Origin of the sequence: Burkholderia sp. JKS000303, assembly GCF_002563755.1 — a bacterium.
Taxonomy (GTDB): domain Bacteria; phylum Pseudomonadota; class Gammaproteobacteria; order Burkholderiales; family Burkholderiaceae; genus Burkholderia; species Burkholderia anthina_B.
This window is the reverse complement of the sequence record NZ_PDBZ01000003.1, coordinates 49,625-72,246: the sequence shown is the minus strand read 5'-3', so window position 1 is coordinate 72,246 and position 22,622 is coordinate 49,625. Positions and strand designations below refer to the sequence as shown.

The 22,622-nt window shown below is 66.9% G+C and carries 18 protein-coding genes; 7 read left to right on the top strand and 11 right to left on the bottom strand.

What is annotated here, in order from left to right; genetic code table 11:
- Window positions 1-139 precede the first annotated feature (139 nt).
- Window positions 140-436 carry a DUF4148 domain-containing protein gene (locus tag BX604_RS28155; RefSeq protein ID WP_098554140.1) on the bottom strand — a complete coding sequence of 99 codons (297 nt, stop codon included), beginning with the start codon at window positions 434-436 and terminating at the stop codon, window positions 140-142.
- 427 nt (window positions 437-863) lie between these two features.
- The gene (gene ceoR / locus BX604_RS28150) at window positions 864-1,868 is read right to left on the bottom strand and encodes a putative multidrug efflux transcriptional regulator CeoR (protein ID WP_098554139.1); all 1,005 of its coding nucleotides are present in this window, start codon (window positions 1,866-1,868) and stop codon (window positions 864-866) included.
- 172 nt (window positions 1,869-2,040) lie between these two features.
- On the opposite strand from ceoR, the gene BX604_RS28145 reads away from it, so the two are divergent.
- The 4 genes from BX604_RS28145 to opcM are packed head-to-tail and all read left to right on the top strand — an operon-like array spanning window position 2,041 to window position 8,949.
- Complete coding sequence (locus BX604_RS28145; RefSeq protein ID WP_098554138.1) at window positions 2,041-2,901, top strand: alpha/beta hydrolase; 861 nt, start codon at window positions 2,041-2,043, stop codon at window positions 2,899-2,901.
- A gap of 31 nt (window positions 2,902-2,932) precedes the next feature.
- Window positions 2,933-4,150, top strand: a complete 1,218-nt coding sequence (gene ceoA, locus BX604_RS28140) for a multidrug efflux RND transporter periplasmic adaptor subunit CeoA (RefSeq protein ID WP_098554137.1) — start codon at window positions 2,933-2,935, stop codon at window positions 4,148-4,150.
- Between the two features lie 46 nt (window positions 4,151-4,196).
- Window positions 4,197-7,397 carry a multidrug efflux RND transporter permease subunit CeoB gene (gene ceoB / locus BX604_RS28135; RefSeq protein WP_098554136.1) on the top strand — a complete coding sequence of 1,067 codons (3,201 nt, stop codon included), beginning with the start codon at window positions 4,197-4,199 and terminating at the stop codon, window positions 7,395-7,397.
- Between the two features lie 10 nt (window positions 7,398-7,407).
- Complete coding sequence (gene opcM, locus BX604_RS28130; RefSeq protein WP_098555020.1) at window positions 7,408-8,949, top strand: multidrug efflux transporter outer membrane subunit OpcM; 1,542 nt, start codon at window positions 7,408-7,410, stop codon at window positions 8,947-8,949.
- Window positions 8,950-9,112: 163 nt separating this feature from the next.
- Here opcM and BX604_RS28125 read toward each other — a convergent pair whose 3' ends face one another.
- From BX604_RS28125 to BX604_RS28115, 3 genes are all read right to left on the bottom strand, one after another.
- Window positions 9,113-9,325 carry a hypothetical protein gene (locus BX604_RS28125; protein WP_098554135.1) on the bottom strand — a complete coding sequence of 71 codons (213 nt, stop codon included), beginning with the start codon at window positions 9,323-9,325 and terminating at the stop codon, window positions 9,113-9,115.
- Between the two features lie 230 nt (window positions 9,326-9,555).
- Window positions 9,556-11,049, bottom strand: a complete 1,494-nt coding sequence (locus tag BX604_RS28120; protein WP_098554134.1) for a M81 family metallopeptidase — start codon at window positions 11,047-11,049, stop codon at window positions 9,556-9,558.
- 66 nt (window positions 11,050-11,115) lie between these two features.
- Entirely contained in the window at window positions 11,116-12,420 is a 1,305-nt protein-coding gene (locus BX604_RS28115) for an MFS transporter (RefSeq protein ID WP_098554133.1), read from the bottom strand.
- Window positions 12,421-12,559: 139 nt separating this feature from the next.
- On the opposite strand from BX604_RS28115, the gene BX604_RS28110 reads away from it, so the two are divergent.
- Window positions 12,560-13,531, top strand: a complete 972-nt coding sequence (locus BX604_RS28110; RefSeq protein WP_098554132.1) for a LysR family transcriptional regulator — start codon at window positions 12,560-12,562, stop codon at window positions 13,529-13,531.
- Window positions 13,532-13,558: 27 nt separating this feature from the next.
- Here the strand turns inward: BX604_RS28110 and BX604_RS28105 are convergent, their stop codons facing one another.
- A complete protein-coding gene (locus tag BX604_RS28105; RefSeq protein WP_098554131.1) occupies window positions 13,559-14,449 on the bottom strand; it encodes a LysR family transcriptional regulator in 891 nt (296 codons plus the stop codon).
- A gap of 98 nt (window positions 14,450-14,547) precedes the next feature.
- Between BX604_RS28105 and BX604_RS28100 the strand changes: the two genes are divergently transcribed.
- Complete coding sequence (locus tag BX604_RS28100) at window positions 14,548-14,988, top strand: PACE efflux transporter (RefSeq protein ID WP_098554130.1); 441 nt, start codon at window positions 14,548-14,550, stop codon at window positions 14,986-14,988.
- Between the two features lie 93 nt (window positions 14,989-15,081).
- Here the strand turns inward: BX604_RS28100 and BX604_RS28095 are convergent, their stop codons facing one another.
- The 5 genes from BX604_RS28095 to BX604_RS28075 form a co-directional block, all read right to left on the bottom strand.
- A complete protein-coding gene (locus BX604_RS28095) occupies window positions 15,082-15,933 on the bottom strand; it encodes an alpha/beta fold hydrolase (protein WP_098554129.1) in 852 nt (283 codons plus the stop codon).
- Window positions 15,934-16,203: 270 nt separating this feature from the next.
- A complete protein-coding gene (locus tag BX604_RS28090) occupies window positions 16,204-16,545 on the bottom strand; it encodes a DUF3579 domain-containing protein (RefSeq protein ID WP_098554128.1) in 342 nt (113 codons plus the stop codon).
- 25 nt (window positions 16,546-16,570) lie between these two features.
- The gene (locus tag BX604_RS28085) at window positions 16,571-17,932 is read right to left on the bottom strand and encodes a sigma-54-dependent transcriptional regulator (protein WP_098554127.1); all 1,362 of its coding nucleotides are present in this window, start codon (window positions 17,930-17,932) and stop codon (window positions 16,571-16,573) included.
- The gene (locus BX604_RS28080) at window positions 17,922-19,808 is read right to left on the bottom strand and encodes a sensor histidine kinase (protein WP_098554126.1); all 1,887 of its coding nucleotides are present in this window, start codon (window positions 19,806-19,808) and stop codon (window positions 17,922-17,924) included. The genes BX604_RS28085 and BX604_RS28080 overlap by 11 nt, the downstream gene beginning before the upstream one ends.
- A 136-nt stretch (window positions 19,809-19,944) precedes the next feature.
- Window positions 19,945-21,309, bottom strand: coding sequence for a 2-hydroxycarboxylate transporter family protein (locus BX604_RS28075; protein WP_098554125.1), 1,365 nt, complete (start codon window positions 21,307-21,309; stop codon window positions 19,945-19,947).
- A 446-nt stretch (window positions 21,310-21,755) separates the two neighbouring features.
- Here BX604_RS28075 and BX604_RS28070 point away from each other — a divergent pair, with 446 nt between their 5' ends.
- On the top strand, window positions 21,756-22,616 hold the full coding sequence (locus BX604_RS28070; protein ID WP_098554124.1) for a MetQ/NlpA family ABC transporter substrate-binding protein: 861 nt from the start codon (window positions 21,756-21,758) through the stop codon (window positions 22,614-22,616).
- The last annotated feature ends 6 nt before the right edge of the window (window positions 22,617-22,622 follow it).

Here is a 22,622-nt window from a genome sequence, read left to right as displayed (position 1 = left end):
GGGCGTGGTGTCGTCCCAATGATCGAGCGGCGAAGGAAGTTGATCGTTCATCACAGACTCCTGCAACTAACTGACTAATCGAATATTCGACGCCGCGCACCGGATCATCCGTTGCGCGGCGTCGCACGTTGACCGACGCTTAGCGGCCCCCGCCGGCGAGCTGGTTGCCTTCCTGCGTCGGACGATACGGGCCTTGCGCGACTTCGAGGCCTTGCGGATACGAATTCGCCTTGCGCAGCCAGGCCAGTGTGCCGTCGCGGCGGGCCTGCACGACTTCCGCGCTGACTTCGGCGCGGGTGCGCGGGCCATTGTTGTGCTGCGAGTACCACGACGTGTTGCCGTAGTCGCCGGCATGCGGGGCGTTCGTATCGGCGAAGGCCGGTGCGGACACGGCGAGTGCGAGGGCGACGGCGGAGAGAAGATGGCGGCGGTTCATGACGTAACTCCTGTGTTGGTCGGAGTTGGCGCGTGAGCGCTTGCTCCGGTCCCGTCTGACGGGGCTGTTCGATGCGCAGCAGGTGCGCGACAGGGTTTACTCTAGGTATCTGTTCCGGCGCGATAAATGCGGCTGACGCGAATTGAATTGTCGTAATGGAGGAACAATCGCAATACGCAATGCCGGCAGGGGCATTCGAAAATCGCGCACAGCCGCGTGCAGCGGGCCTCGCAGCGAGGTGACGCCCGCCATGCGACGACACGCGCGAACGATTGCCGCGCGCGGCGCAAAGGTGTGATGCGGATTCGGGAACGATGACGGGGGCGGCGGGGAAGGCGGCGCGAACGCGACGCCGGAGCGGTGCCCAGGCCGCACGGATGCGGTACGGCGCACGGGCCGGACAGCCCGCGCGCCGCGATTCAGATGATTACGCGACCCACTCGTTGATGACCGGCGTATCGAGCGCCGGCGCGCGCTCGGCTTCCTCGAACGTGCGCTTGCTGCACGTCGCATCGAGGCTGCCCTTGCCGCTCAGCAGCGGGCAGCGGTCGAACACTTCGGCGATCCAGTCGACGAACACGCGCACCTTCGGCGACAGGTGCCGGCTGTGCGGATACACGACCGAGATCGGCATCGGCAGCGGCTTGATGCCCGGCAGCACTTCCTTGAGCCGGCCTTCGCGCAGGTGCGGCAGGACCATGAAGAGCGGCGGCTGGATCAGCCCGAAACCCTCGACGCCGCAGGTCACGTACGCATCCGCATCATTGACCGACACGATGCTGTTCATCTTGATCTCGGTTTCCTTGCCGTCGATCAGGAACGACCAGTCGATCGTGCGGCCGGTGCGGCTCGAGAAATAGTTGACGGCCTTGTGGTCGTTCAGGTCCTCGATCGTCTGCGGCTCGCCGTGGCGCTCGAGATAGTCGGGCGACGCCACCGTCACGCCTTCGAACAGACCGACGCGGCGCGCGACGAGCGACGAGTCCTGCAGCGCACCGACGCGGATCACGCAGTCGACGCCTTCCTGCAGCAGATCGACCGGACGATCGGACAGGCCGAGCTGGAGGTCGATGTCCGGATAGCGCGTATGGAATTCGCACAGCGACGGAATCACGAGCAGTCGCCCGATCGAGCCCGGCATGTCGATACGCAACTTTCCGTGCGGCTTCCGGTTGTTGTTCTGGAAGCTTGCTTCGGTTTCCTCGACATCGGCGAGGATCCGCACGCATCGTTCGTAGTACGCGGCACCGTCCGGCGTCAGCGACAGCCGGCGCGTGGTCCGGTGCATCAGACGCACGCCGAGGAAGGCTTCGAGATTCTGGATGATCGTCGTGACGGACGCCCGCGGCAGGCTGAGCGTTTCTGCTGCCTTGGTGAAGCTGCTTGTATCGACGACGCGAGTAAACACCTGCATGGCCTGAAGCCGGTCCATCACAACCTCCACGATCTAATGAGCCTAGGAACAAACAGGCTGCGTCGCTTTGTAGGCGACACAGCCTGGGATTGTTCGGAGGCGTTGAATTGTGTTGCCGGATTATAGGCATTTATCCCAATGTCTGCCGGACCCAGAATTCGTTCCATCTCGAAATGGATGCTGCATCGTCATGGACGCTTCTGAATTCAGCAAATTCCTGAAAGCCGCATTGCCCGCCGAAGCCACGGCCCGCGCGGCATTGACGGTCGCGGAGGTGGAAATCCCCGGCTACGCGCAGGACATCGCGCTGCGTGTCTATCGGCGCGCGGACAAGACCGGATTGCCGGTAGTGCTTTATTTCCACGGTGGCGGCTTCGTGCGCGGCACGCTCGAAGACGCGGATTTCGCTGCGCGTTTTTTAGCAGAACGCTTACCAGCTCTCGTAGTGTCGGTCGATTATTCGCTCGCGCCGGCCTTTCCTTTTCCGGCCGCGCCGGAGGATGCGTATCGCGCCGCCGTGTGGGCCGCGACGCGCGCCCGCGCATTCGGCGGCAATCCGAAGAAGATCGGCGTCGCGGGCCATGACGCGGGCGGCCAGCTCGCGAACTGCCTCGCGTTCATCGCGCGCGATCGCGGCGAAGTGTCGATCGCCGCGCAGGCGCTGTTCGGGCCGATGCTCGACCCGAGCATGACGCGCATCGGCGACGCCGAGCGCCTGTCGTCGGACATTACCGCGCGCGAATGCGCGGCCTGTTATCGCGCCTATCTGCCGCAGGCGGCGCAGCGCATGCACCCGTACGCGGCGCCGCTCGAATCGGTGCGCCTCGCGGGCCTGCCGCCGACGCTCGTCGTCACCGCGCAGAACGACGTGCTGCACGTCGAAGCGGAGAAATATGCGGGCTGCCTGATTTCATCGGGCGTGCTCACGCAGGTGATCCGCTACCCGGACGTCACGCACGCGGCGCTCGCGACGCACGAAGCCGCGCTGGAGGAAGCCGTGCGCTTCTTCCAGTGCCGCTTCCAGGCGCGCCAGCCGAACCGTTCCGAATAACCAGACCAATCCACGCTTACTGGAGATCCACATGGCCATCCTACGTACCTCTCGTTCCCGAATCGCGACCGCGGCGATCGTGACGCTCGCCGTCGTCGGCCTCGGCACGTTCGGCGCGATGCGCGTGAACGCGAACGCGCCGGAGAAAACGGCGGCGCCGCTGCCCGAAGTCGACGTCGCGACCGTCGTGCCGCAAACCGTCACCGACTGGCAAAGCTATTCGGGCCGCCTCGAAGCCGTCGAGAAAGTCGACGTGCGCCCGCAGGTGTCGGGCACGATCGTCGCGGTGAACTTCAAGGACGGCGCGCTCGTGAAGAAGGGCGATGTGCTGTTCGTGATCGACCCGCGTCCGTACCAGGCGGAGACCGACCGCGCGGCCGCGCAGCTCGCCGCCGCGCAGGCGCGCAACGGCTACGCGCAGAGCGACTGGCAGCGCGCGCAGCGGCTGATCGTCGACAACGCGATCGCGAAGCGCGACTACGACGAGAAGCAGAACGCCGCGCGCGAAGCGAATGCGAACCTGAAGGCCGCCGACGCCGCGCTGGAAACGGCGCGCATCAATCTCGGCTATACGCGGATCACGGCGCCGGTGTCGGGCCGCGTGTCGCGCGCGGAGATCACGGTCGGCAACGTCGTGTCGGCCGGTGCGTCGGCCGCGCCGCTGACGACGCTGGTGTCGGTGTCGCCGATCTACGCGTCGTTCGATGCGGACGAGCAGACCTACCTGCAATACATCAACGGCGCACGCGACGGCCGCAAGGTGCCGGTCGAACTCGGTCTGGCGAACGAGACGGGCTACTCGCGCAGCGGCGTGATCGATTCGGTCGACAACCGGCTCGATACGTCGTCGGGCACGATCCGCGTGCGCGCGCGTTTCGACAACGCGGACGGCGAGCTCGTCCCGGGCCTCTATGCGCGCGTGAAGGTCGGCGGCAGCGCGCCGCACCAGGCGCTGCTGGTCGACGACGCGGCGATCAACACCGACCAGGACAAGAAGTTCGTGTTCGTCGTCGACCAGCAGGGCCGCGTGTCGTACCGCGAAGTGCAGCAGGGCAACCAGCACGGCAACCGCCGCGTGATCGTGAGCGGCCTGTCCGCCGGCGATCGCGTGGTCGTGAACGGCACGCAGCGCGTGCGGCCGGGCGAGCAGGTGAAGCCGCACATGGTCCCGATGACGGGCGGCGATGCGCCGTCCGCGCCGCTCGCGAACAACGCGAAGCCGGCCGCACCGGCGAAGGCGGAATCGTAAGCGGCACGCCGCTACGTTTTCCGCGTTCAACCAGACAGAGCAACCCATGAACATCTCAAAATTCTTTATCGACCGGCCGATCTTCGCAGGAGTCCTATCGGTCATCATCCTGCTCGGCGGGGTGATCGCGATGTTCCTGCTGCCGATTTCGGAATATCCGGAAGTCGTGCCGCCTTCCGTGATCGTGAAGGCGCAGTACCCGGGCGCGAACCCGAAAGTGATCGCCGAGACGGTCGCGTCGCCGCTTGAAGAACAGATCAACGGCGTCGAGGACATGCTGTACATGCAGTCGCAGGCGAACAGCGACGGCAACATGACGATCACCGTCACGTTCAAGCTCGGCACCGATCCGGACAAGGCCACGCAGCTCGTGCAGAACCGCGTGAACCAGGCGCTGCCGCGCCTGCCGGAAGACGTGCAGCGGCTCGGCATCACGACGGTGAAGAGCTCGCCGACGCTGACGATGGTGGTCCACCTGATCTCGCCGGACAACCGCTACGACATGACCTACCTGCGCAACTACGCGCTGATCAACGTGAAGGATCGCCTGTCGCGGATTCAGGGCGTCGGTCAGGTGCAGCTGTGGGGTTCGGGCGACTACGCGATGCGCGTGTGGCTCGATCCGCAGAAGGTCGCGCAGCGCGGGCTGTCCGCCGAGGACGTCGTGCAGGCGATCCGCGAGCAGAACGTGCAGGTTGCGGCCGGCGTGATCGGCGCATCGCCGTCGCTGCCCGGCACGCCGCTGCAGTTGTCGGTGAACGCGCGCGGCCGTCTGCAGACCGAGGACGAATTCGGCGACATCGTCGTGAAGACGACGCCGGACGGCGGCGTCACGCGCCTGCGCGACATCGCGCGGATCCAGCTCGACGCGTCCGAGTACGGGCTGCGCTCGCTGCTCGACAACAAGCCGGCCGTCGCGATGGCGATCAACCAGTCGCCGGGCGCGAACTCGCTGCAGATCTCCGACGAAGTGCGCAAGACGATGGCCGAGCTGAAGCAGGACATGCCGGCCGGCGTCGACTACAAGATCGTCTATGACCCGACGCAGTTCGTGCGCTCGTCGATCAAGGCCGTCGTGCACACGCTGCTCGAGGCGATCGCGCTGGTCGTGATCGTCGTGATCGTGTTCCTGCAGACCTGGCGCGCATCGCTGATTCCGCTGATCGCGGTGCCGGTGTCGATCATCGGCACGTTCTCGCTGCTGCTGGCGTTCGGGTACTCGATCAACGCGTTGTCATTGTTCGGGATGGTGCTCGCGATCGGGATCGTGGTCGACGATGCGATCGTGGTGGTCGAGAACGTCGAGCGCAACATCGAGAGCGGGATGAATGCGCGGCAGGCGACTTACAAGGCGATGCAGGAAGTGAGCGGGCCGATCATCGCGATCGCGCTGACGCTCGTCGCCGTGTTCGTGCCGCTCGCGTTCATGTCGGGCCTGACCGGCCAGTTCTACAAGCAGTTCGCGATGACCATCGCGATCTCGACGGTGATCTCGGCGTTCAACTCGCTGACGCTGTCGCCGGCGCTGTCCGCGATCCTGCTGAAGGGGCATGGCGACAAGGAAGACTGGCTCACGCGCGTGATGAACCGCGTGCTCGGCGGCTTCTTCCGCGGGTTCAACAAGGTGTTCCATCGCGGCGCGGAGAACTACGGCCGCGGCGTGCGCGGCGTGCTGTCGCGCAAGACGCTGATGCTCGGCGTGTACCTCGTGCTGGTGGGCGCGACCGTGCTCGTGTCGAAGGTCGTGCCGGGCGGCTTCGTGCCCGCGCAGGACAAGGAATACCTGATCGCGTTCGCGCAACTGCCGAACGGCGCATCGCTCGACCGCACCGAGAAGGTGATTCGCGACATGGGCTCGATCGCGCTGAAGCAGCCGGGCGTCGAGAGCGCGGTTGCGTTCCCGGGGCTGTCGGTGAACGGCTTCACCAACAGCTCGAGCGCGGGCATCGTGTTCGTCACGCTGAAGCCGTTCTCGGAACGGCATGGCAAGGCGCTGTCGGCCGGCGCGATCGCGGGTGCGCTGAACCAGCAGTACAGCGCGATGAAGGACTCGTTCGTCGCCGTGTTCCCGCCGCCGCCGGTGCTCGGCCTCGGTACGCTCGGCGGGTTCAAGATGCAGATCGAGGATCGCGGCGCGGTTGGCTATGCGCGGCTCGCGGATGCGACCAACGACTTCATCAAGCGCGCGCAGCAGGCGCCGGAACTCGGCCCGTTGTTCACGAGCTACCAGATCAACGTGCCGCAGCTCAACGTCGATCTCGACCGCGTGAAGGCGAAGCAGCTCGGCGTGCCGGTCACCGATGTGTTCAACACGATGCAGGTGTATCTCGGCTCGCTGTACGTGAACGACTTCAACCGCTTCGGGCGCGTGTACCAGGTGCGCGTGCAGGCCGATGCGCCGTTCCGTCAGCGTCCTGACGACATCCTGCAGTTGAAGACCCGCAACGACAAGGGCGAGATGGTGCCGCTGTCGTCGCTCGTCACGGTGACGCCGACGTTCGGCCCGGAAATGGTCGTGCGCTACAACGGCTACACGGCGGCCGACATCAACGGCGGCCCGGCACCGGGCTTCTCGTCGGGGCAGGCGCAGGCCGCGATCGAGCGCATCGCGCATGAAACGCTGCCGCGCGGCGTGCGGTTCGAATGGACCGACCTCACGTACCAGCAGATTCTGGCCGGCGATTCGGCGATGTACGTGTTCCCGATCAGCGTGCTGCTCGTGTTCCTCGTGCTCGCGGCGCTGTACGAAAGCCTGACGCTGCCGCTCGCGGTGATCCTGATCGTGCCGATGAGCATTCTGTCGGCGCTGACGGGCGTGTGGCTCACGCAGGGCGACAACAACATCTTCACGCAGATCGGTTTGATGGTGCTGGTGGGGCTGTCCGCGAAGAACGCGATCCTGATCGTCGAATTCGCGCGCGAGCTGGAGCACGACGGCAGGACGCCGCTCGAGGCCGCGATCGAGGCGAGCCGGCTGCGGCTGCGCCCGATCCTGATGACGTCGATCGCTTTCATCATGGGCGTCGTGCCGCTCGTCACGTCGACGGGCGCGGGCTCGGAGATGCGGCATGCGATGGGTATCGCGGTGTTCTTCGGGATGCTCGGCGTGACGCTGTTCGGGCTGATGCTCACGCCGGTGTTCTATGTCGTGCTGCGTACGCTCGCGGGCGGCAAGATCCACGTCGCGGGGAAGGACTCGGCCGGTTACGGCGTGCCGCCGTCGGGTGCGCCGGCTACGGATGCTTGAGGACAAGAAGATGGACAACATGCACAACTCGAATGGCCTGATGCGTTTCGCGAAGGTGGCGGCCGCGAGCACCCTGCTCGCGACGCTGCTCGCCGCGTGCGCGGTGGGGCCCGACTACAAGCGCCCGGATGTGTCGACGCCCGCGGCGTTCAAGGAAGCGCCGACGCTCGCGGCCGGCGAACAGGCCGGCACGTGGAAGACCGCCGAACCGGCGGACGGCGAGCATCGCGGCGAATGGTGGACGGTGTTCGGCGATCCGGTGCTCGACGCGCTCGAGTCGCAGGCGCTCGCCGCGAACCAGAACCTGAAGGCCGCGGCGGCGCGCGTCGAGGAAGCGCGTGCGGCGACCCGCACCGCGCGCTCGCAGTGGTTCCCGCAGATCGGCGCCGGTTTCGGGCCGACGCGCGAAGGGCTGTCGTCGGCGTCGCAGTTCCAGCCGCAGGGCACCGGCCCGACCAACGCGACGCTGTGGCGTGCGCAGGGCACGGTGTCCTACGAGGCCGACCTGTTCGGTCGCGTGGGCCGCAACGTCGAGGCGTCGCGTGCCGACCAGGCACAGAGCGAAGCGCTGTTCCGGTCGGTGCAGCTCGCGCTGCAGGCGGACGTCGCGCAGAACTACTTCGAACTGCGTCAGCTCGACTCGGACCAGGACCTGTACCGCCGCACCGTCGAACTGCGCGATCAGGCACTGAAGCTCGTGCAGCGGCGCTTCAGCGAAGGCGACATCAGCGAGCTCGACGTGTCGCGCGCGAAGAACGAACTGGCGAGCGCGCAGGCCGATGCGGTCGGCGTCGCGCGCCGGCGCGCGGCGTCCGAGCATGCGCTCGCGATCCTGCTCGGCAAGGCGCCCGCGGACTTCGCGTTCAAGGAAACGCCGATCGTGCCGGTCGCGGTCAAGATTCCGCCGGGCCTGCCGTCCGCGCTGCTCGAACGCCGGCCGGACGTGTCGGCCGCCGAGCGCGCGATGGCGGCGGCGAACGCGCGGATCGGCCTCGCGAAGTCGGCGTACTTCCCGAAGCTCGATATCACGGGCGCGTTCGGCTATGAGGCGTCGACGCTCGGCAACCTGTTCCTGTGGTCGAGCCGCACGTTCTTGCTCGGGCCGTTCGCCGGCACCGCGCTGACGCTGCCGCTGTTCGACGGCGGGCGGCGGGCGGCCGGCGTGCAGCAGGCGCGCGCGCAGTATGACGAGCAGGTCGCGAACTACCGGCAGCAGGTGCTCGTCGCGTTCCGCGAGGTCGAGGACAATCTCGCCGACCTGCGTCTGCTCGACGACCAGATCCGCGCGCAGGATGCGGCCGTCAATGCGTCGCGCCGTGCGGCGACGCTGTCGCGGACGCAGTACCAGGAAGGCGAGGTCGCGTATCTCGACGTGATCGACAGCGAGCGGTCGGTGCTGCAGTCGCAATTGCAGGCGAACCAGCTGACGGGTGCGCAGGCGGTGTCGACCGTCAACCTGATCCGTGCGTTGGGCGGTGGGTGGGGGAATGCGCCGGCGCCGACGGCGGTGGGGGATGCGGCGACGGGGAAGGCGGAGGTGGCGGCGCGATGAATGTGGACGGCGGCTGATGCGTCGGCTGTCGACGCTGACGCAAAGAACCCCGGCATGCAGGCTCAGGCCTGCGTGACCGGGGTTTTTTATGGTTCATCGCGGATTTACGGGGGAGCGTCGGCGTTCGTCCTGCTTCTACTCCGGCAAAGCCCGCGCTCCGCGGTCAACCGAAAGTTGCCGCTATCAGATGCCGCTCGGAGTAAGCAATCAAGGCAAATATGATCAGGCCTGTCACAATGCCTGCAACCCGCCGGGTCATGAAATTCGCCGGTTTGGGCATGATATCGCCGGCATTGCGCCGCTCTTTAAGGCGATTCATCGCGTAAAGCACGGCAGCCAATGCCGCGGCCCGGACAATTGCACTCTGAATGGTCATGTATCCCCCGGCTGATCTGCTTTATTTAATGTGTCGTCGATAGACGGCTATCGAGCGACGGCGAACCATTTTGTTGGTATGCGCGTTTGAGATGCGGTCAGCTCCGTCCACCCCCTTCCAACGGTGCGACGGTGTTCGGCCGCGTACCGCCCCGACACGATTGCCGCCAGCAAGTCGCGCGGCAGGCTGCCGCCGATCGCACCCGCATCAACCGGGTGCGTGTCACCGCATCATACGCCTTCGAACGCGTTCCCCATCGGCCTCGTCCGCATCCCGCGTGCGAGCCGCGTCCACGGCAGGTCTGCCGGATCGGCCTGCATCGGTCCCGGCGCCTTGGCAACCAGCACCGCGTGCGCGATGTCCTGGAAGTCGGCGCGGAAGTGCACCGAGCTCTTGTTGACGAGGATCTTCATCGCTTCGGGCTCGACGCCGCCCACGCGAAAAAGATTGCGATCGAGCATCTGGGCCTTGCCGGCACTCACGACGATGCGCACGCCGTCGATCCGCAGGCACGCTACCGGCCCGACGTCGGCCTGCATGCCGTTCATCATCGGGCCGTCGTAGCGGCACACGCCGTCGGATAGCGCGACGACCTCGAAGCGTCCGCGAAACGGTTCGTCGCCCGGCACGCCGGAGCCGCCGAGCGACAGTTCGATGCGCGCACCGACACCGGCACGCCACGCCGCTGCGACGGCCGCCGGATCCCATAGCAGGCCCAGCGCCGCGTCCTGCGCGCCATGGCGAAGGAGCGCGCGAAGCAGGCCCGTCGTATTCGAATCGCCGCCCGCGCCCGGGTTGTCCTGCGTGTCGGCGATCACGACCGGCTTGCTCGCATCCGCCGCGAGCCGCATGGCCTCGAGCACGGCATCGTCGGGCGTCAGGAACGGCACCTGCCACTTCGCCTCGTCGGCCAGCATCGTGTCGTACAGCGTCTGCACGGCGGTATCCACCGCGTCGGTGTCGCCATACCCCCAGATGACCGGCCCGCACTCCGGGAAGTCCGCCGCCGGGAAGCCCGGTGCGAACGACAGTGAAACCACGCCGCCGGTCTCCAGCGCCGCGAGTTGTGCGTACAGCGCGCGTGCGGGGTCGAGCAGCGTGCACATCCCGTTGATCGGAATCAGGAACGGCAGCCGTCGCGCCGCGCGACGCAGCGGCTTGCCGGCCGCGAGCAGGCGTTCGAGCAACGCGGCCGCGCGTTCGCCGGTTTCAGCCATGTCGACGTGAGGATACGTGCGAAAGGCGACCAGCGCGTCGGCGCGGCTCAGCATCCGGTCGGTCACGTTCGCGTGCAGGTCGAGCGACGCGATGACCGGCACGGCCGGGCCGACCGCGTCGCGTACGCGTTCGAGCAGGGTGCCTTCGCCGTCATCGGTGTGCTCGGCGACCATCGCGCCGTGCAGGTCGAGATACACCGCATCGCAACCGCCGCGTCGCGCCGCATCGACGATCTCGGTGGCGATGCGTTCGAATGCGTCCTCGGTGACGTGCGCCGACGGGCTGGCACCGGCCCAGATCACCGGCAGCACGTGCCAGCCGCGCCGCTCCGCCGCGTTGATGAAGCCACCCGCCGGAATGTTGACGTCGCGCAGTGCGAGCACATCGGCGCCGCGCACGAGCGCCGGAAACCCCTCGCCGCGTTCGAAGTTGGCGTACGCGGCCTTGGTGGGCGCGAAGGTATTGGTTTCGTGCTGGAAGCCGGCAACTAGGATGCGTTGGGTCATGACATTGATTTCAGTAAGACAGTGGACGAGTGCGGCACGTGTGCGAGATGCCGGCCGCGCGACAGGTCACCGTGCCGCAGCGGGCAGGCGGTTCATGATCAGCGCCACGGCGCCGGCGACCATCAACGCGACGATCACGAGCAACCCCGCTTGCATGCTGCCGGTTGCGGTGCGGATCTCGCCGATCAGCGTCGGGCTGAGGAAGCCGCCGAACAGGCCGATCGTGTTGATGAGCGCGATGCCGCCCGCGGCCGCATTGCCGGTCAGGTATTGCGACGGAATGGCCCAGAACACCGTGTAGGCGGCCCACGACAGTGCCGTGGCAATCGTCATGCAGACGAGCGATACCGCGAGATGGCCGTCCGCGTAGGTCGCTGCGGCCAGCGCGGCGGCGCCTGCCAGCGCCGACACCGCGCTGTGCAACCGGCGCTCGCCGTGACGATCCGAGCGCCGGCCGATCACGATCATCGCGCCTGCGGCGCCGATATACGGAATCATCGAATAGAAGCCGATCTGCATCGTGTCGTTCACGCCGTTGGCCTTGAGGATCGACGGCAGCCAGAAGCTGACCGCATAGATCCCGCAGATCATCGTGAAGTAGGCGAAGGCCAGCAGGTAGACGCGCGGGTCGCGCGCAGCCTGCCCGAACGCGTGGTGGCCGGCGGCGGGCGCGTGGAGTTCGGCCGCGAGCAGGTTTTTCTCGCGGTCGCTCAGCCACACTGCGTCGGCGGGCCGGTCGGCCAGCACCTTCAGCACCAGCAGCCCCAGCACGGCACACGGCAGGCCCTCGGCGACGAACATCCATTGCCAGCCGGTCAGCCCGTGCGCGCCGTCGAGGGTGGTCATCAGCCAGGTCGACAGCGGCGAGCCGACGATGCCGCCGATCGGGCCGGCGAGCATCACCACGGCCATCACGCCGGCCATGCGTCGCGGGCCGTACCAGTAGGTCAGATAGAAGATCATGCCGGGCGCGAAGCCGGCCTCGAACACGCCGAGCAGGAAGCGCAGCACGTAGAACGACGTGGTGTCGTGCACGAACATCATGCCCGCCGACGTCAAGCCCCACAGCACCATTATCCGGCTGATGGTCTTGCGCGCGCCGATCCTGGGCAGCAGCAGGTTGCTCGGAATCTCGAACAGCACGTAGCCGAGGAAGAAAATGCCCGCGCCAAGGCCGTAGGCGGCGTCGGAGAAGCCGAGCGCACTTTGCATGTGGAGCTTCGCGAAGCCGATGTTCACGCGATCCAGATACGCGAACGTGTAGCACAGCAACAGCAGCGGCAGCAGGCGCCAGTTCAGCTTGCGGTACAGCGCCTGCACCGGCGCGCTGTCATGCGCCGCCGGACGGCGGGAGGATGGGACGGCGGACATGTCTCTCTCCAGGGGCGTGGACGTCTTGCAGGATGGATCCCGCTTGCCGCATCGTCGAAGAGACGAAAAAGCAGAGCAAGAGCAACTTAAGTGATCTAATGTTGCTCCACAGGCAACAGACAGGCCAACCGGAATCTCCATGCGCGAACTGAACCAGCGCCGCTTGCGCTACTTCCATGAAGTGCTGACGCACGGCTCGATCCGCGGGGCGGCCGACAGCATCAATACCGCGCCGTCCGTGATTACGCGGCAGATTCGCCTGCTCGAGGAGGAAGTTGGCGTCGTGTTGTTCGAGCGGCAGGCGCGCGGCGTGTGCCCGACCGAGGCGGCTGCGCATCTGCTCGAATACTGGCGCGGTTGCCGCTCACAGCAGGAACTGTTCGAGGAGCGCCTGCAGGCGTTGCGGCGGCTGCAATCCGGCCAGGTCCGCATCGTCACCAGCGAGGGCTACGTCGATGTGCTGATGGACGAGGTGCTGACCGATTTCTGCATGCGCTATCCGAAGCTCGACGTGATCGTCGACGTGTTGCCCGTCAACAATGTGCTGCAGGAGGTGGCCGAGAGCCGTGCGCATATCGGACTCGCCTACAACCCGCCGGCCCATGCGGAGATTCAATATCTCGCCACGTCGTCCCAGCCGGTGGTGGCGCTCGTGCATGCCGGGCATCCGCTCGCGTTGCGCGGCGGCGCGGTGCGCGCGCACGAACTCGGCGAGTATCCGCTCGCGCTGATGCCGCCGGCATTCGGTCTCGGCCAGGTCGCGCAGATGCTCGCCTATACGGAGAACCTGCCGATCCGTCCGACGCTGACGACCAATTCGCTTGCGGTGTTGCGCCATTTCGTGAAGCGTCACGACGGGATTACGCTGATCGGCGCGTTCGCTGCGTACCGAGAACTCGAGAGCGGTGAACTCGTGGCACTGCCGATCGCGCATCCGTTATTCGATTCCGCCAAGGCGCGCCTGCTCGTGAAGGCGGGGCGGCCACTCGGGGTCGCGGCCGACACGTTGCTGAACTGCCTGCTGCACGACATGAAGATGTTCGCGGGAACCAGCACGCGTCGGGCGCCGAGCGGGAAGGGGCCGCGCGCGGCGGCCAGGCGGGCGCGGTGACGCATGTCGTGTCGTCAGCCGTACCGCTCAGACATCGTCGCGGTCGGCCCGCAACGCCCGCACCAGTTCGCTCGCCGCCTTGCCGAGCCCCGTATGCTTCGGCCGCCGCAGATACACCGGCAGCGGCAGCCCGTTGCGAATATTCGCGAACACGAGCGGCGCAAGCTCGCCGCCGTCGACATACCGGGCGACGATCGATGCCGGGAAGTTCGCCCAGCCATGGCCGGCCTTCACCAACGCGATCGCGGTCGCCGTGTCGGTCACGTTCCACGTGCGATTGCCGATCACCGGCCGCACGTCGGTGAGTGGCCGCTCCGGATCGGCGATCACGATCTGCCGGAACCCGGACAACCGCTCGATCGCCTCCGGCTGCGCGGCTTCGGCGATCGCCGGATGCCCGGGCGCCGCGACGGCGATCAGCGTCTCGGTCCACAGCGCGTGAATCTGTTCCTGCGGATGAAGATCGAGCCCGCCGTATGCGACGCACAGATCGACGGCGCCGCGATGCAGCGCGTCGACGATCGTGTCCTGCGGCGCGGTGACGACGCTGACCGCGAGCGCCGGATACTTCGCGGCGACGGCCGTCAGCGCGCGGGCGACGCGGGTGCCGTCGAGCTCCGCCGCGAGGCCGAGCCGCAGCGTGTCCTCGACGCCTTCCGACAGGTGCTGCGCATGCGAACGCAGCGCATGCAGCCGCTCGGCGATCGACCGCGCATCGGGCAGCAGCGCGAGCATCGCGGCGGTCGGCGTCGGTTCGCGCGAGCCGCGATCGAACAGCACGAGGTCCAGCTCGGCCTCGAGGTTCGCGATCGCCATGCTGACCGCCGACGGCGTGCGGCCGAGCGCACGCGCGGCCGCCGAGAACGAGCCTTTGTCGATGACGGTCAGCAGCATGTCGATGTGGTCGCTGGTCAACATGTGCGGCCTCCTGTCAGAAAAATTGAAAGGACCTGACTTTTGCGGACGCAAGGCCCGCTGTAGTCTCGCCACCTTGTTCGAAACGAAGGTGGTCGGTCATGCAAGGGTGGAAGAGACGCATAGTCTACGTCGTGATGTTCGAGGTGCTCGGCATCCTCGTCGCATCGTCGGTACTCGGGATGCTGAGCGGTGCGAGCGCGGCGACGAGCGGCCTGCTCGGCGTGATGATCTCGACGACGGGCGTCGCCGTCAATTTTCTGTACAACCTCGGATTCGAGGCGTGGGAGCGGCGGCGCACGGAAACGACGCGCACCGTCGGGCGGCGCGTCGTGCATGCGATCGGATTCCAGGTCGCGCTCGTGACGTTCCTGATTCCGCTGATCGCGTGGTGGCTCGACGTGTCGCTGCTGCAGGCGTTCCTGTACGACGCGGTGCTGATCGTGTTCTTCCCGATCTTCACGTTCGCGTACAACTGGTCGTTCGACAGCGTGTTCGGGTTGCCGGATGCGGTGACGCGCAAGGCGGAACCGGCTGCGTGATGCAGAGGGATGCGAAACGATGCGGCAGATCCACGTCGTTTCGTGTCGGCAGGAGAGGGGAAGACCGGGCGGCGCGCATGCCGCCCGCAAGCGTTACGCTGCGATGAACTCGTGCACGTAACGGTTGAACACCGCGGGGCTCGCCGCGTTCATCCCGTGCGATGCGCCGGCAACGGTTTGCCGTTGCGTATTGCCGATCCACTGCGACAGCGTGTCGACGTTGTTGCGGAACATCTTCGGGCTGCGCTGGCCGTCGATCAGCAGCGTGCGGCATGCGACATCCGACGCGGTGTGCGCCGAATACGCGGGCAGCGGATCGCGCAGTTGCTTCGGCAGCGTGCTCGCGTTGTCGATCGCCATCGTGCGAAAGCGCGACGTGCTCTTCTTCCAGGCGCCGGGCAGGCTCACCGAATCGACGAACATCTCGAGGCCGGCTTCGGTCTCGCCTTGATCGATCAGGTTCACGGCCTGCGTGCGCAGCGCGATCGCGGCGGCCGGCAACGCGGCTTCACGCACGCCCGGCTGTTGCAGCGGGCCGCCCGGATCGGCGAGCGTGAGTGTGTCGACGAGATGCGGATGCTGGCGTGCGACGTTGAACGCGACGCTGCCGCCACGCGAGTGACCGACGAGATGCACGGGACCGAGATCGAGTGCGTCGATGAATTCGGCGAGCTCGTCGACGTGGTTCTGCCAGCTGAAGTCGTCCTGAATGCCTGCTTCGACGGCCGGCCAGTAGTGGCTGAGGCTCGGTGCGATGCAGCGGTAGTGGGACGACAGCGATGCGAGTTGCGGATCCCAGTAACGGTAGTCGCACAACGATCCGTGTACGAATACCATCGGCGCGCCGCTGCCCCGCTCGACATACGGCAGGCTGATGCCCGACGAAAGCGTCGCAAATTGCAGGTCGGGGTTCGCGAGCACGGACGGCTCGATTCGCATGTTCATGACTAAAAGACTCAAAGGTGCGTCAACTCGACGCAACTATGCATCAGGGCGAGCTGCAAGGAAAACGCATAATTTTCATCGTGACGATCAATTTTATTGATGGTTCGGCCGAAAACCCTTGTCGCAGCGTGGTCGATATGCCGAAGCCTTCAATTGTCTGACGGTTTGTTTGGGAATCGAAAGCATCTGCGAACGCCTGCGCACGGGCGAATCGCAGCGGAAAAAGCGGGGAAAAGGGGAGAAAAAAGGCCGCTGGACGCGGCCTGTATGTCAGCGCGCCGCCGGTGCGGACGCGGCCTGAAGCTCGACGGGAAGGTCGTTGTCGGCGGCGAACTGCATCGCAAAGTCGAACGCATCGGCGCACACGTCGCGCAATTCGTCCGACACGACCAGGCATTTGACACCGCCGTTGACGACCGGCATCGCGAGCCGCGACAGCGCGCACGGATAGCCGGGCCGCCGCTCGCCGACGAACAGCGTGATGACGCCTGCGAGCCGCTCGGGCCAGTCGCTCGGGCGGAAGGTTTTCTGTGCGCGGGTGACGCCGCGGATCAGGTGGCCGCGAGGGTGGCCAGTGACGGGGCCGTGTGCGGCGATATCAATGCGATCCATGCTGTTGTGCGTATCCTTGTTCGCGTCATTCGCCGCCGTCGGCCGCCGCGTCGCCGCGCGCGGGAATCCGCAGGTTGCGCAGCTTGTGATAAAGCGTTTTCTTCGGCATGCCGAGCGCTTCGCTTGCGTCCGCCACGTTGCCGTTGTGACGCCGCAGCATGTCCTCGATCAGCATCCGCTCGAAATATGCGAGCTGTTCCGCGAGCGTGCCGCCTGCCGTGGGCGTGCCGCCGGACGACAGCAGGCTGTCGCCGGTCAGGCCGAGCACGAAGCGATCGGCGACGTTCTGCAGTTCGCGCACGTTGCCGGGCCATGCGTGCGTCATCAGTTCGGACACCTGCGCAGCGGTGACGACCGGCGCCGGTTGCCCGAAGCGCCGCGCGGCCGCGAGCACGAAATGCTCGAACAGCAGCGGCACGTCCTCGCGCCGTTCGCGCAGCGGCGGCAGCTCGATCTGCGCGACGTTCAGGCGATATAGCAAGTCCGCGCGGAAGCGTCCGTCGGTCGCGAGTTCCGCGAGATCGGCCTTCGACGCGGCGATCACGCGGCAGTCGACCGGAATCAGCTCGTTTGCGCCGAGCCGCTCGACCACGCGCTCCTGCAGCACGCGCAGCATCTTGATCTGCAGCGGAATCGGCATCGTCTCGATCTCGTCGAGGAACAGCGTGCCGCCGTGCGCCCATTCGATCTTGCCGATGCGTTTCTTGATCGCGCCGGTGAATGCGCCGGCTTCATGTCCGAACAGCTCGCTCTCGAAGATCTGCTCGGGCAGGCCGCCGCAGTTCAGCGCGACGAAATGCGCATCGCGCCGCCCGCCGAAGTCGTGCAGGCTGCGCGCGATCAGTTCCTTGCCGGTGCCCGTCTCGCCGGTGATCAGCACCGACACCGACGTGTCGGCGAGGCGCAGGATCTTCTTGCGCACGTCGGCCATCGCGGGCGACTTGCCGAGCACGAACGCCTCGATGCCGTGCCAGTTGTTCAGCGCCGCGCGCAAGCCCTGCACCTCGAGCGTCAGGCGGCGCTTCTCGACCGCGCGGGCGACGCGCCCGGCGATCACGTCCGACGAAAACGGCTTCTCGATGAAGTCGTACGCGCCGTCCTGCATCGCGCCCACCGCCGTCGAAATGTCGGCGTGGCCGCTGATCAGCACGACCGGAATCTGCGCATCGACGGCCATCACGCGTTCGAGCAGTTGCAGCCCGTCGATGCCCGGCATCCGCACGTCCGACACGATCACGACGGGGGCGCCGGGTGCGACGTGCGCGAGCGCGTCGGCCGCCGACGCGAAGGCGTCGACCGGGAACCCGGCGAGCTCGACTGCCTGCTCGACGCCGATCCGGACGTTTTCATCGTCCTCGACGACCAGCACCCGAATCTCATCTTCCATGCTCTGTCCTTTGTTGCGGCGTTGCCGCCGCGAATTCGATGGTGAACTGCGCGCCGCCTTCGTCGCGGTTCGTCGCGGCGATCTTCGCGCCGAACGCCTCGACGATGCGCGACGTGATCGCGAGGCCGAGCCCGAGGCCCTGGCCGCGCGGCTTGGTGGTGACGAACGGCTCGAACAGGTGCGGCAGCACTTCGGGCGCGATACCCGCGCCGCTGTCGGCGACCGTGAAGTACACGCGGCCGTCGTCGTCCGGCCCGACCGCGTCGATGACGATGCGGCGCACCGGCGCGTCGTGCACCGCGTCGAGCGCGTTGCCGAGCAGGTTCACGATCACCTGCTGCAATTGGCTCGATTCGGCGGATACGGCCGTGCCGGGTGCGATGTTCACGTCGAGCAGCACGCCTTCGTCGCGGATCCGCGCATCGTAGATGAGCCGCGCATGCGCGACGGCCTCGTTCAGCGACACGGAGACGCGCTCGACGTCGGGCTTGCGCGCGAAGGTCTTCAGCTCGCCGGTGAGCACGGCCATGCTGTCGACGAGTTTGCCGATCCGTTCGAGATTGGCGTACGCCGGTGCCGGCTGGCCGCGCTCGAAGAACGTGCGCGCGTTGTCGCACAGCGTGCGGATCGCGACGAGCGGCTGGTTCAGCTCGTGCGTGAGGCCGGCGGCCATCTGCCCGAGCACCGCGAGCTTGCCCGCGTGTACCACTTCCTGCTGCGAATCGCGCAGCCGCTGTTCGGTGCGCTCGCGTTCGACGATCTCGCGCTGCATCTGCTCGTTCGCGGCCGTCAGTGCGGCCGTGCGCTGCGCGACCGTCAGCTCCAGCCGGTCGTTCGCGCGGCGCAGCGCATCCTGCACGCTCAGCCGCGCGGCGATCGCCCGGCGCCGCTGGATCGCATAGCCGGCGAGCAGCGCGGCGATCAGGAACGCGCCGGTGACGAACACGAACGCGGTCTGCTGCTGGCGTCGCGCGCCGGCGATGTCGAGCAGCACCATCAGCGAATCGCCGGCCTGCGGCGCGGGGCGCGACATCACGAGATAGCGGGTGTTGCGGCCGGTGTGGCGCGGATCGGGAAACGTGCCGAACCACGCGGCCGTGCTGCGGTCGCCGATGCGGTGGTACGGCAGCGCGTCGACCGTGCGGCCCGCGTACTGGCGCGACGCCTGGATGTCGCGCTGCTGCTGCGCGGTGATCGGGCGCAGCGCGGTGAATTTCCACGCCGGTTCGGTCGAGATCACGACCACGCCGTTGCTGTCGACCACCATCGCGGCGACGCCTGGCGCGCGCCACGCGGATTCGAGCGAGTCGACGCTGATCTTCACCGCGGCGGCGCCGATCGGCACGCCGTCGTCGCGCACCGCGCTCGCGAAGTAGAGGCCCGGCACGCCGGTATTGGTGCCGATCCCGAAGAAGCGGCCGCTGCCGTGCGCGAGGGCATCCTTGAAGTACGGCCGGTACGACACGTTGGTGCCGACGAAGCTGATCGTCTCGTTCCAGTTGCTGGCGGCGATCACTTCGCCCTGCAGGTCGATCACGTCGACCGCGCCGCTGCCCGCGTCGCGGTTCACGGCTTCGAGGTAGGTGTCGACGGTATGCACGAGCGGGGGCGCGTCGTGCGGTGCGGCCTTCAGCATCGCGCGCACGCTGTCCTGGCGCGCGACGAGGCCCGGCAGGATCTCGAAGCGGCCGAGCTCGCTCTTCAGGCTCGACGCATACAGGTCGAGCCGGTGCGCGCCGGTTTCCTCGAGCGCGTCGATCGCGCGTTCCCACGCGAAATCGACGGCCGCGCCCGCCACGCCGACATACAGCACGGCGGCCGATGCCCAGCCCCACCACGGGATTCCCTTGAAGCTCTTCTGCACGTTCGTCCTTATCGAAGCCCGCCGCCGGGGCCTGTTGTCAGCGATCGGCGTGAACAGGCCCGGGCCCGGAACGACGTGCGCCGCGCGCCGGCAGAGCCGGCGGCGGCGCGTGCGAAGCAGCCCGCGCGACGGTGCGCGCGGCCGCGCATCATCCGAAGTGCGCGACCAGGATCAGCGTCACCGTGACGACGATCGCACCGCCGATGCGGGTGGCGATCTGCGCGAACGGCATCAGCTGCATCCGGTTCGCGGCAGTGAGGATCGCGACGTCGCCGGTGCCGCCTTGCCCGCTGTGGCAGGCGTTCACGATTGCGGTGTCGATAGGGTACATCTTCAGCAGGCGGCCGACCACGAAACCGGTGCCCATCAGCGTCGCGACGGTCGACACGATCGTCACGACGTTGACGACGGTGAAGGCGGCGGTCAGCTTGTCCCACGGCGTCATCGCCACGCCGATCGCGAACAGCAGCGGATACGTGACGGCGGTCGAGAAGAACTTGTAGACGACGAACGCGCCTTCCTGCAGCGGCGGCGACACTGCGCGGGCGAGCTTCACCAGCACCGCGAGGAACAGCATCGCGACCGGCGCGGGCAGGCCGAACAGCTTGTGTGCCATCAGGCCGACGAGGTACAGCGTGATGGCGGTGATGCCGGCGCCCGCGATGTGCGTGACGTCGACGTGGCCGCGGATCTCTTCGCTTTCCGGCGTCATGTCGCCGCTTTCGCCGACCTGCAGGCGACCGTTGCCGGTCAGGTGCGGCATGCGCTTGCCGAGCATGTCCAGTGCGCCCGACAGGATGATCGCGGTCAGGCTGCCCAGCATCACCGGCGGCAGCACCATCGCGAACATTTCACCTTGCGGCAGGTGCATCAGTTCCGAATAGCCGATCGACAGCGGAATCGCGCCTTCGCCGACACCGCCCGCCATGATCGGCACGACGATGTACAGCAGCGTGTGGCGTGCGCCGAGGCCGAGCGCGGTGCCGACGGCCGTGCCGACGATCGCGGCGGCGACCGAACCGGCCGCGAGCGGGATGAAGATCTTCACGAAGCCCTGGATCAGCACGCGGCGGTCCATGCTCAGGATACTGCCGACGATGATCGACGCGATGAACAGGTACAGGAAGTTGGTCGACTTCGTGAACTCGACCGTCAGGTTCAGCACCGGCTTCGGCAGCACGTGGTAGTACGTGAGCGCCGACGGCACGAAGGTCGCGAAGATCGCGGCCGCGCCGATGTTGCGCAGGAGCGGCAGCCGCTTGCCGAGTTCGGCGCAGGTGAAGCCGAAGAACGCGAGCACGGCGATCGCCATCGAAATCTCGCCGGGCACCTTGCCCGTCACCACGAACCCGACGATCAGCGCGAACAGGATCACGTAGACCGGCAGCGGAATGATGCCGATGCGGATTTCCATCAGCTTCCACCAGCCTTCCGGCCAGAAGCGTTCGCGCGTGGCGGGACCGGCTTCGGACATCGGCTCCGGATGGGATTGGGTTTGGATAGAGGTCTGCAAGACGTGTCTCCTGATGTTGGAATGCCTGCATCGCTTCGCGGCATTGTGTGCCGTCTACTACGCAACCCCCGTGCCAGAAATCCGGCCTGCCGGAATATTTTTAATGCATTGATTCATAAGGGATTTATTTCGTCTGCGGAAAGGGTTGCCGCGACGGGCTGGCCGAGATCTCGGAATCGGCCCGGCGCCCGGGCCGAGATTTCGGCCAGATGGCCGGCCGGGGCGCTTGCCTGGCCCCGGATCGCGCCCCGATGGCGCGCGGATTGGCGGGCCATATCGCCGCGCGCGATTTTCTTCGCACAATCGCTTCGTAGACCGCCCTCCCGCTGCTCTCTATCATCGGCTGATCCTTTTCCGATGCGACGACGACTGTCCGGAGAGCGCCCGCGCGTTCGCCGCGGCGTCGCTCATCCGTCGATACCGTCTTTGGACAGGAGAGTGGTTCCATGCTGCATCCCGTTTTTCCCGCCCGCCTTTCCGCCGGCCGCCTCGCGCGGCTGATCCGGCCGGCCCGCCTGCTGGCGGCCGCGCTGCTCGCGGTGTCGTTCGGCTTCGCGCTGCCGAGCGGCGCGCACGCCGACACCGCGCCGCTGAAGGTCGGCATTTCGACCAGCCCGCAGATCGAAGCGCTGAAGATCGCCGCGCAGGAGGCGAAGGCGCAGGGGCTCGACGTGAAGATCGTCGAATTCACCGACTGGAATACGCCGAACGCGGCGCTCGCGAACAAGGACATCGACGTCAACTACTTCCAGCACATCCCGTTTCTGGAGAACGCGAAGAAGCAGGGCGGCTACGACTTCGTGTCGATCGCGCCCGGCACGATCATGAAGATCGGCCTTTATTCGAAGAAGGTGAAAAGCTTCGCCGAGCTGAAGGACGGCGCGCGCGTCGCGATCGCGAACGATCCGGTCAACGGCGGGCGCGGGCTGTTGCTGCTGCAGCGCGCGGGCCTCATCACGCTGAAGCCGGGCACCGACTACCGCGCGACCACGCACGACATCGTGGCCAACCCGAAGCACCTGAAGATCATCCCGCTCGAAGCGTCGCAGCTCGCGCGCTCGCTCGACGACGTCGATCTCGCGCAGGGCTACCCGAGCTTCATCAAGCTGGCCGGCACGACCGACCCGAACAGCGCGCTGCTGTTCGACGGCACCGAGAACAAGAGCTTCGCGATCCAGTGGGTCGTGCGGCCCGACAGCGTGAACGATCCGCGCATCCGCAAGTTCATCGCGATCTACCAGCACTCGCCGGCGGTGCGCCGTGCGCTCGACAACGCGTTCGGCTCGCTGTACGCGATCGCGTGGTGACGGAGG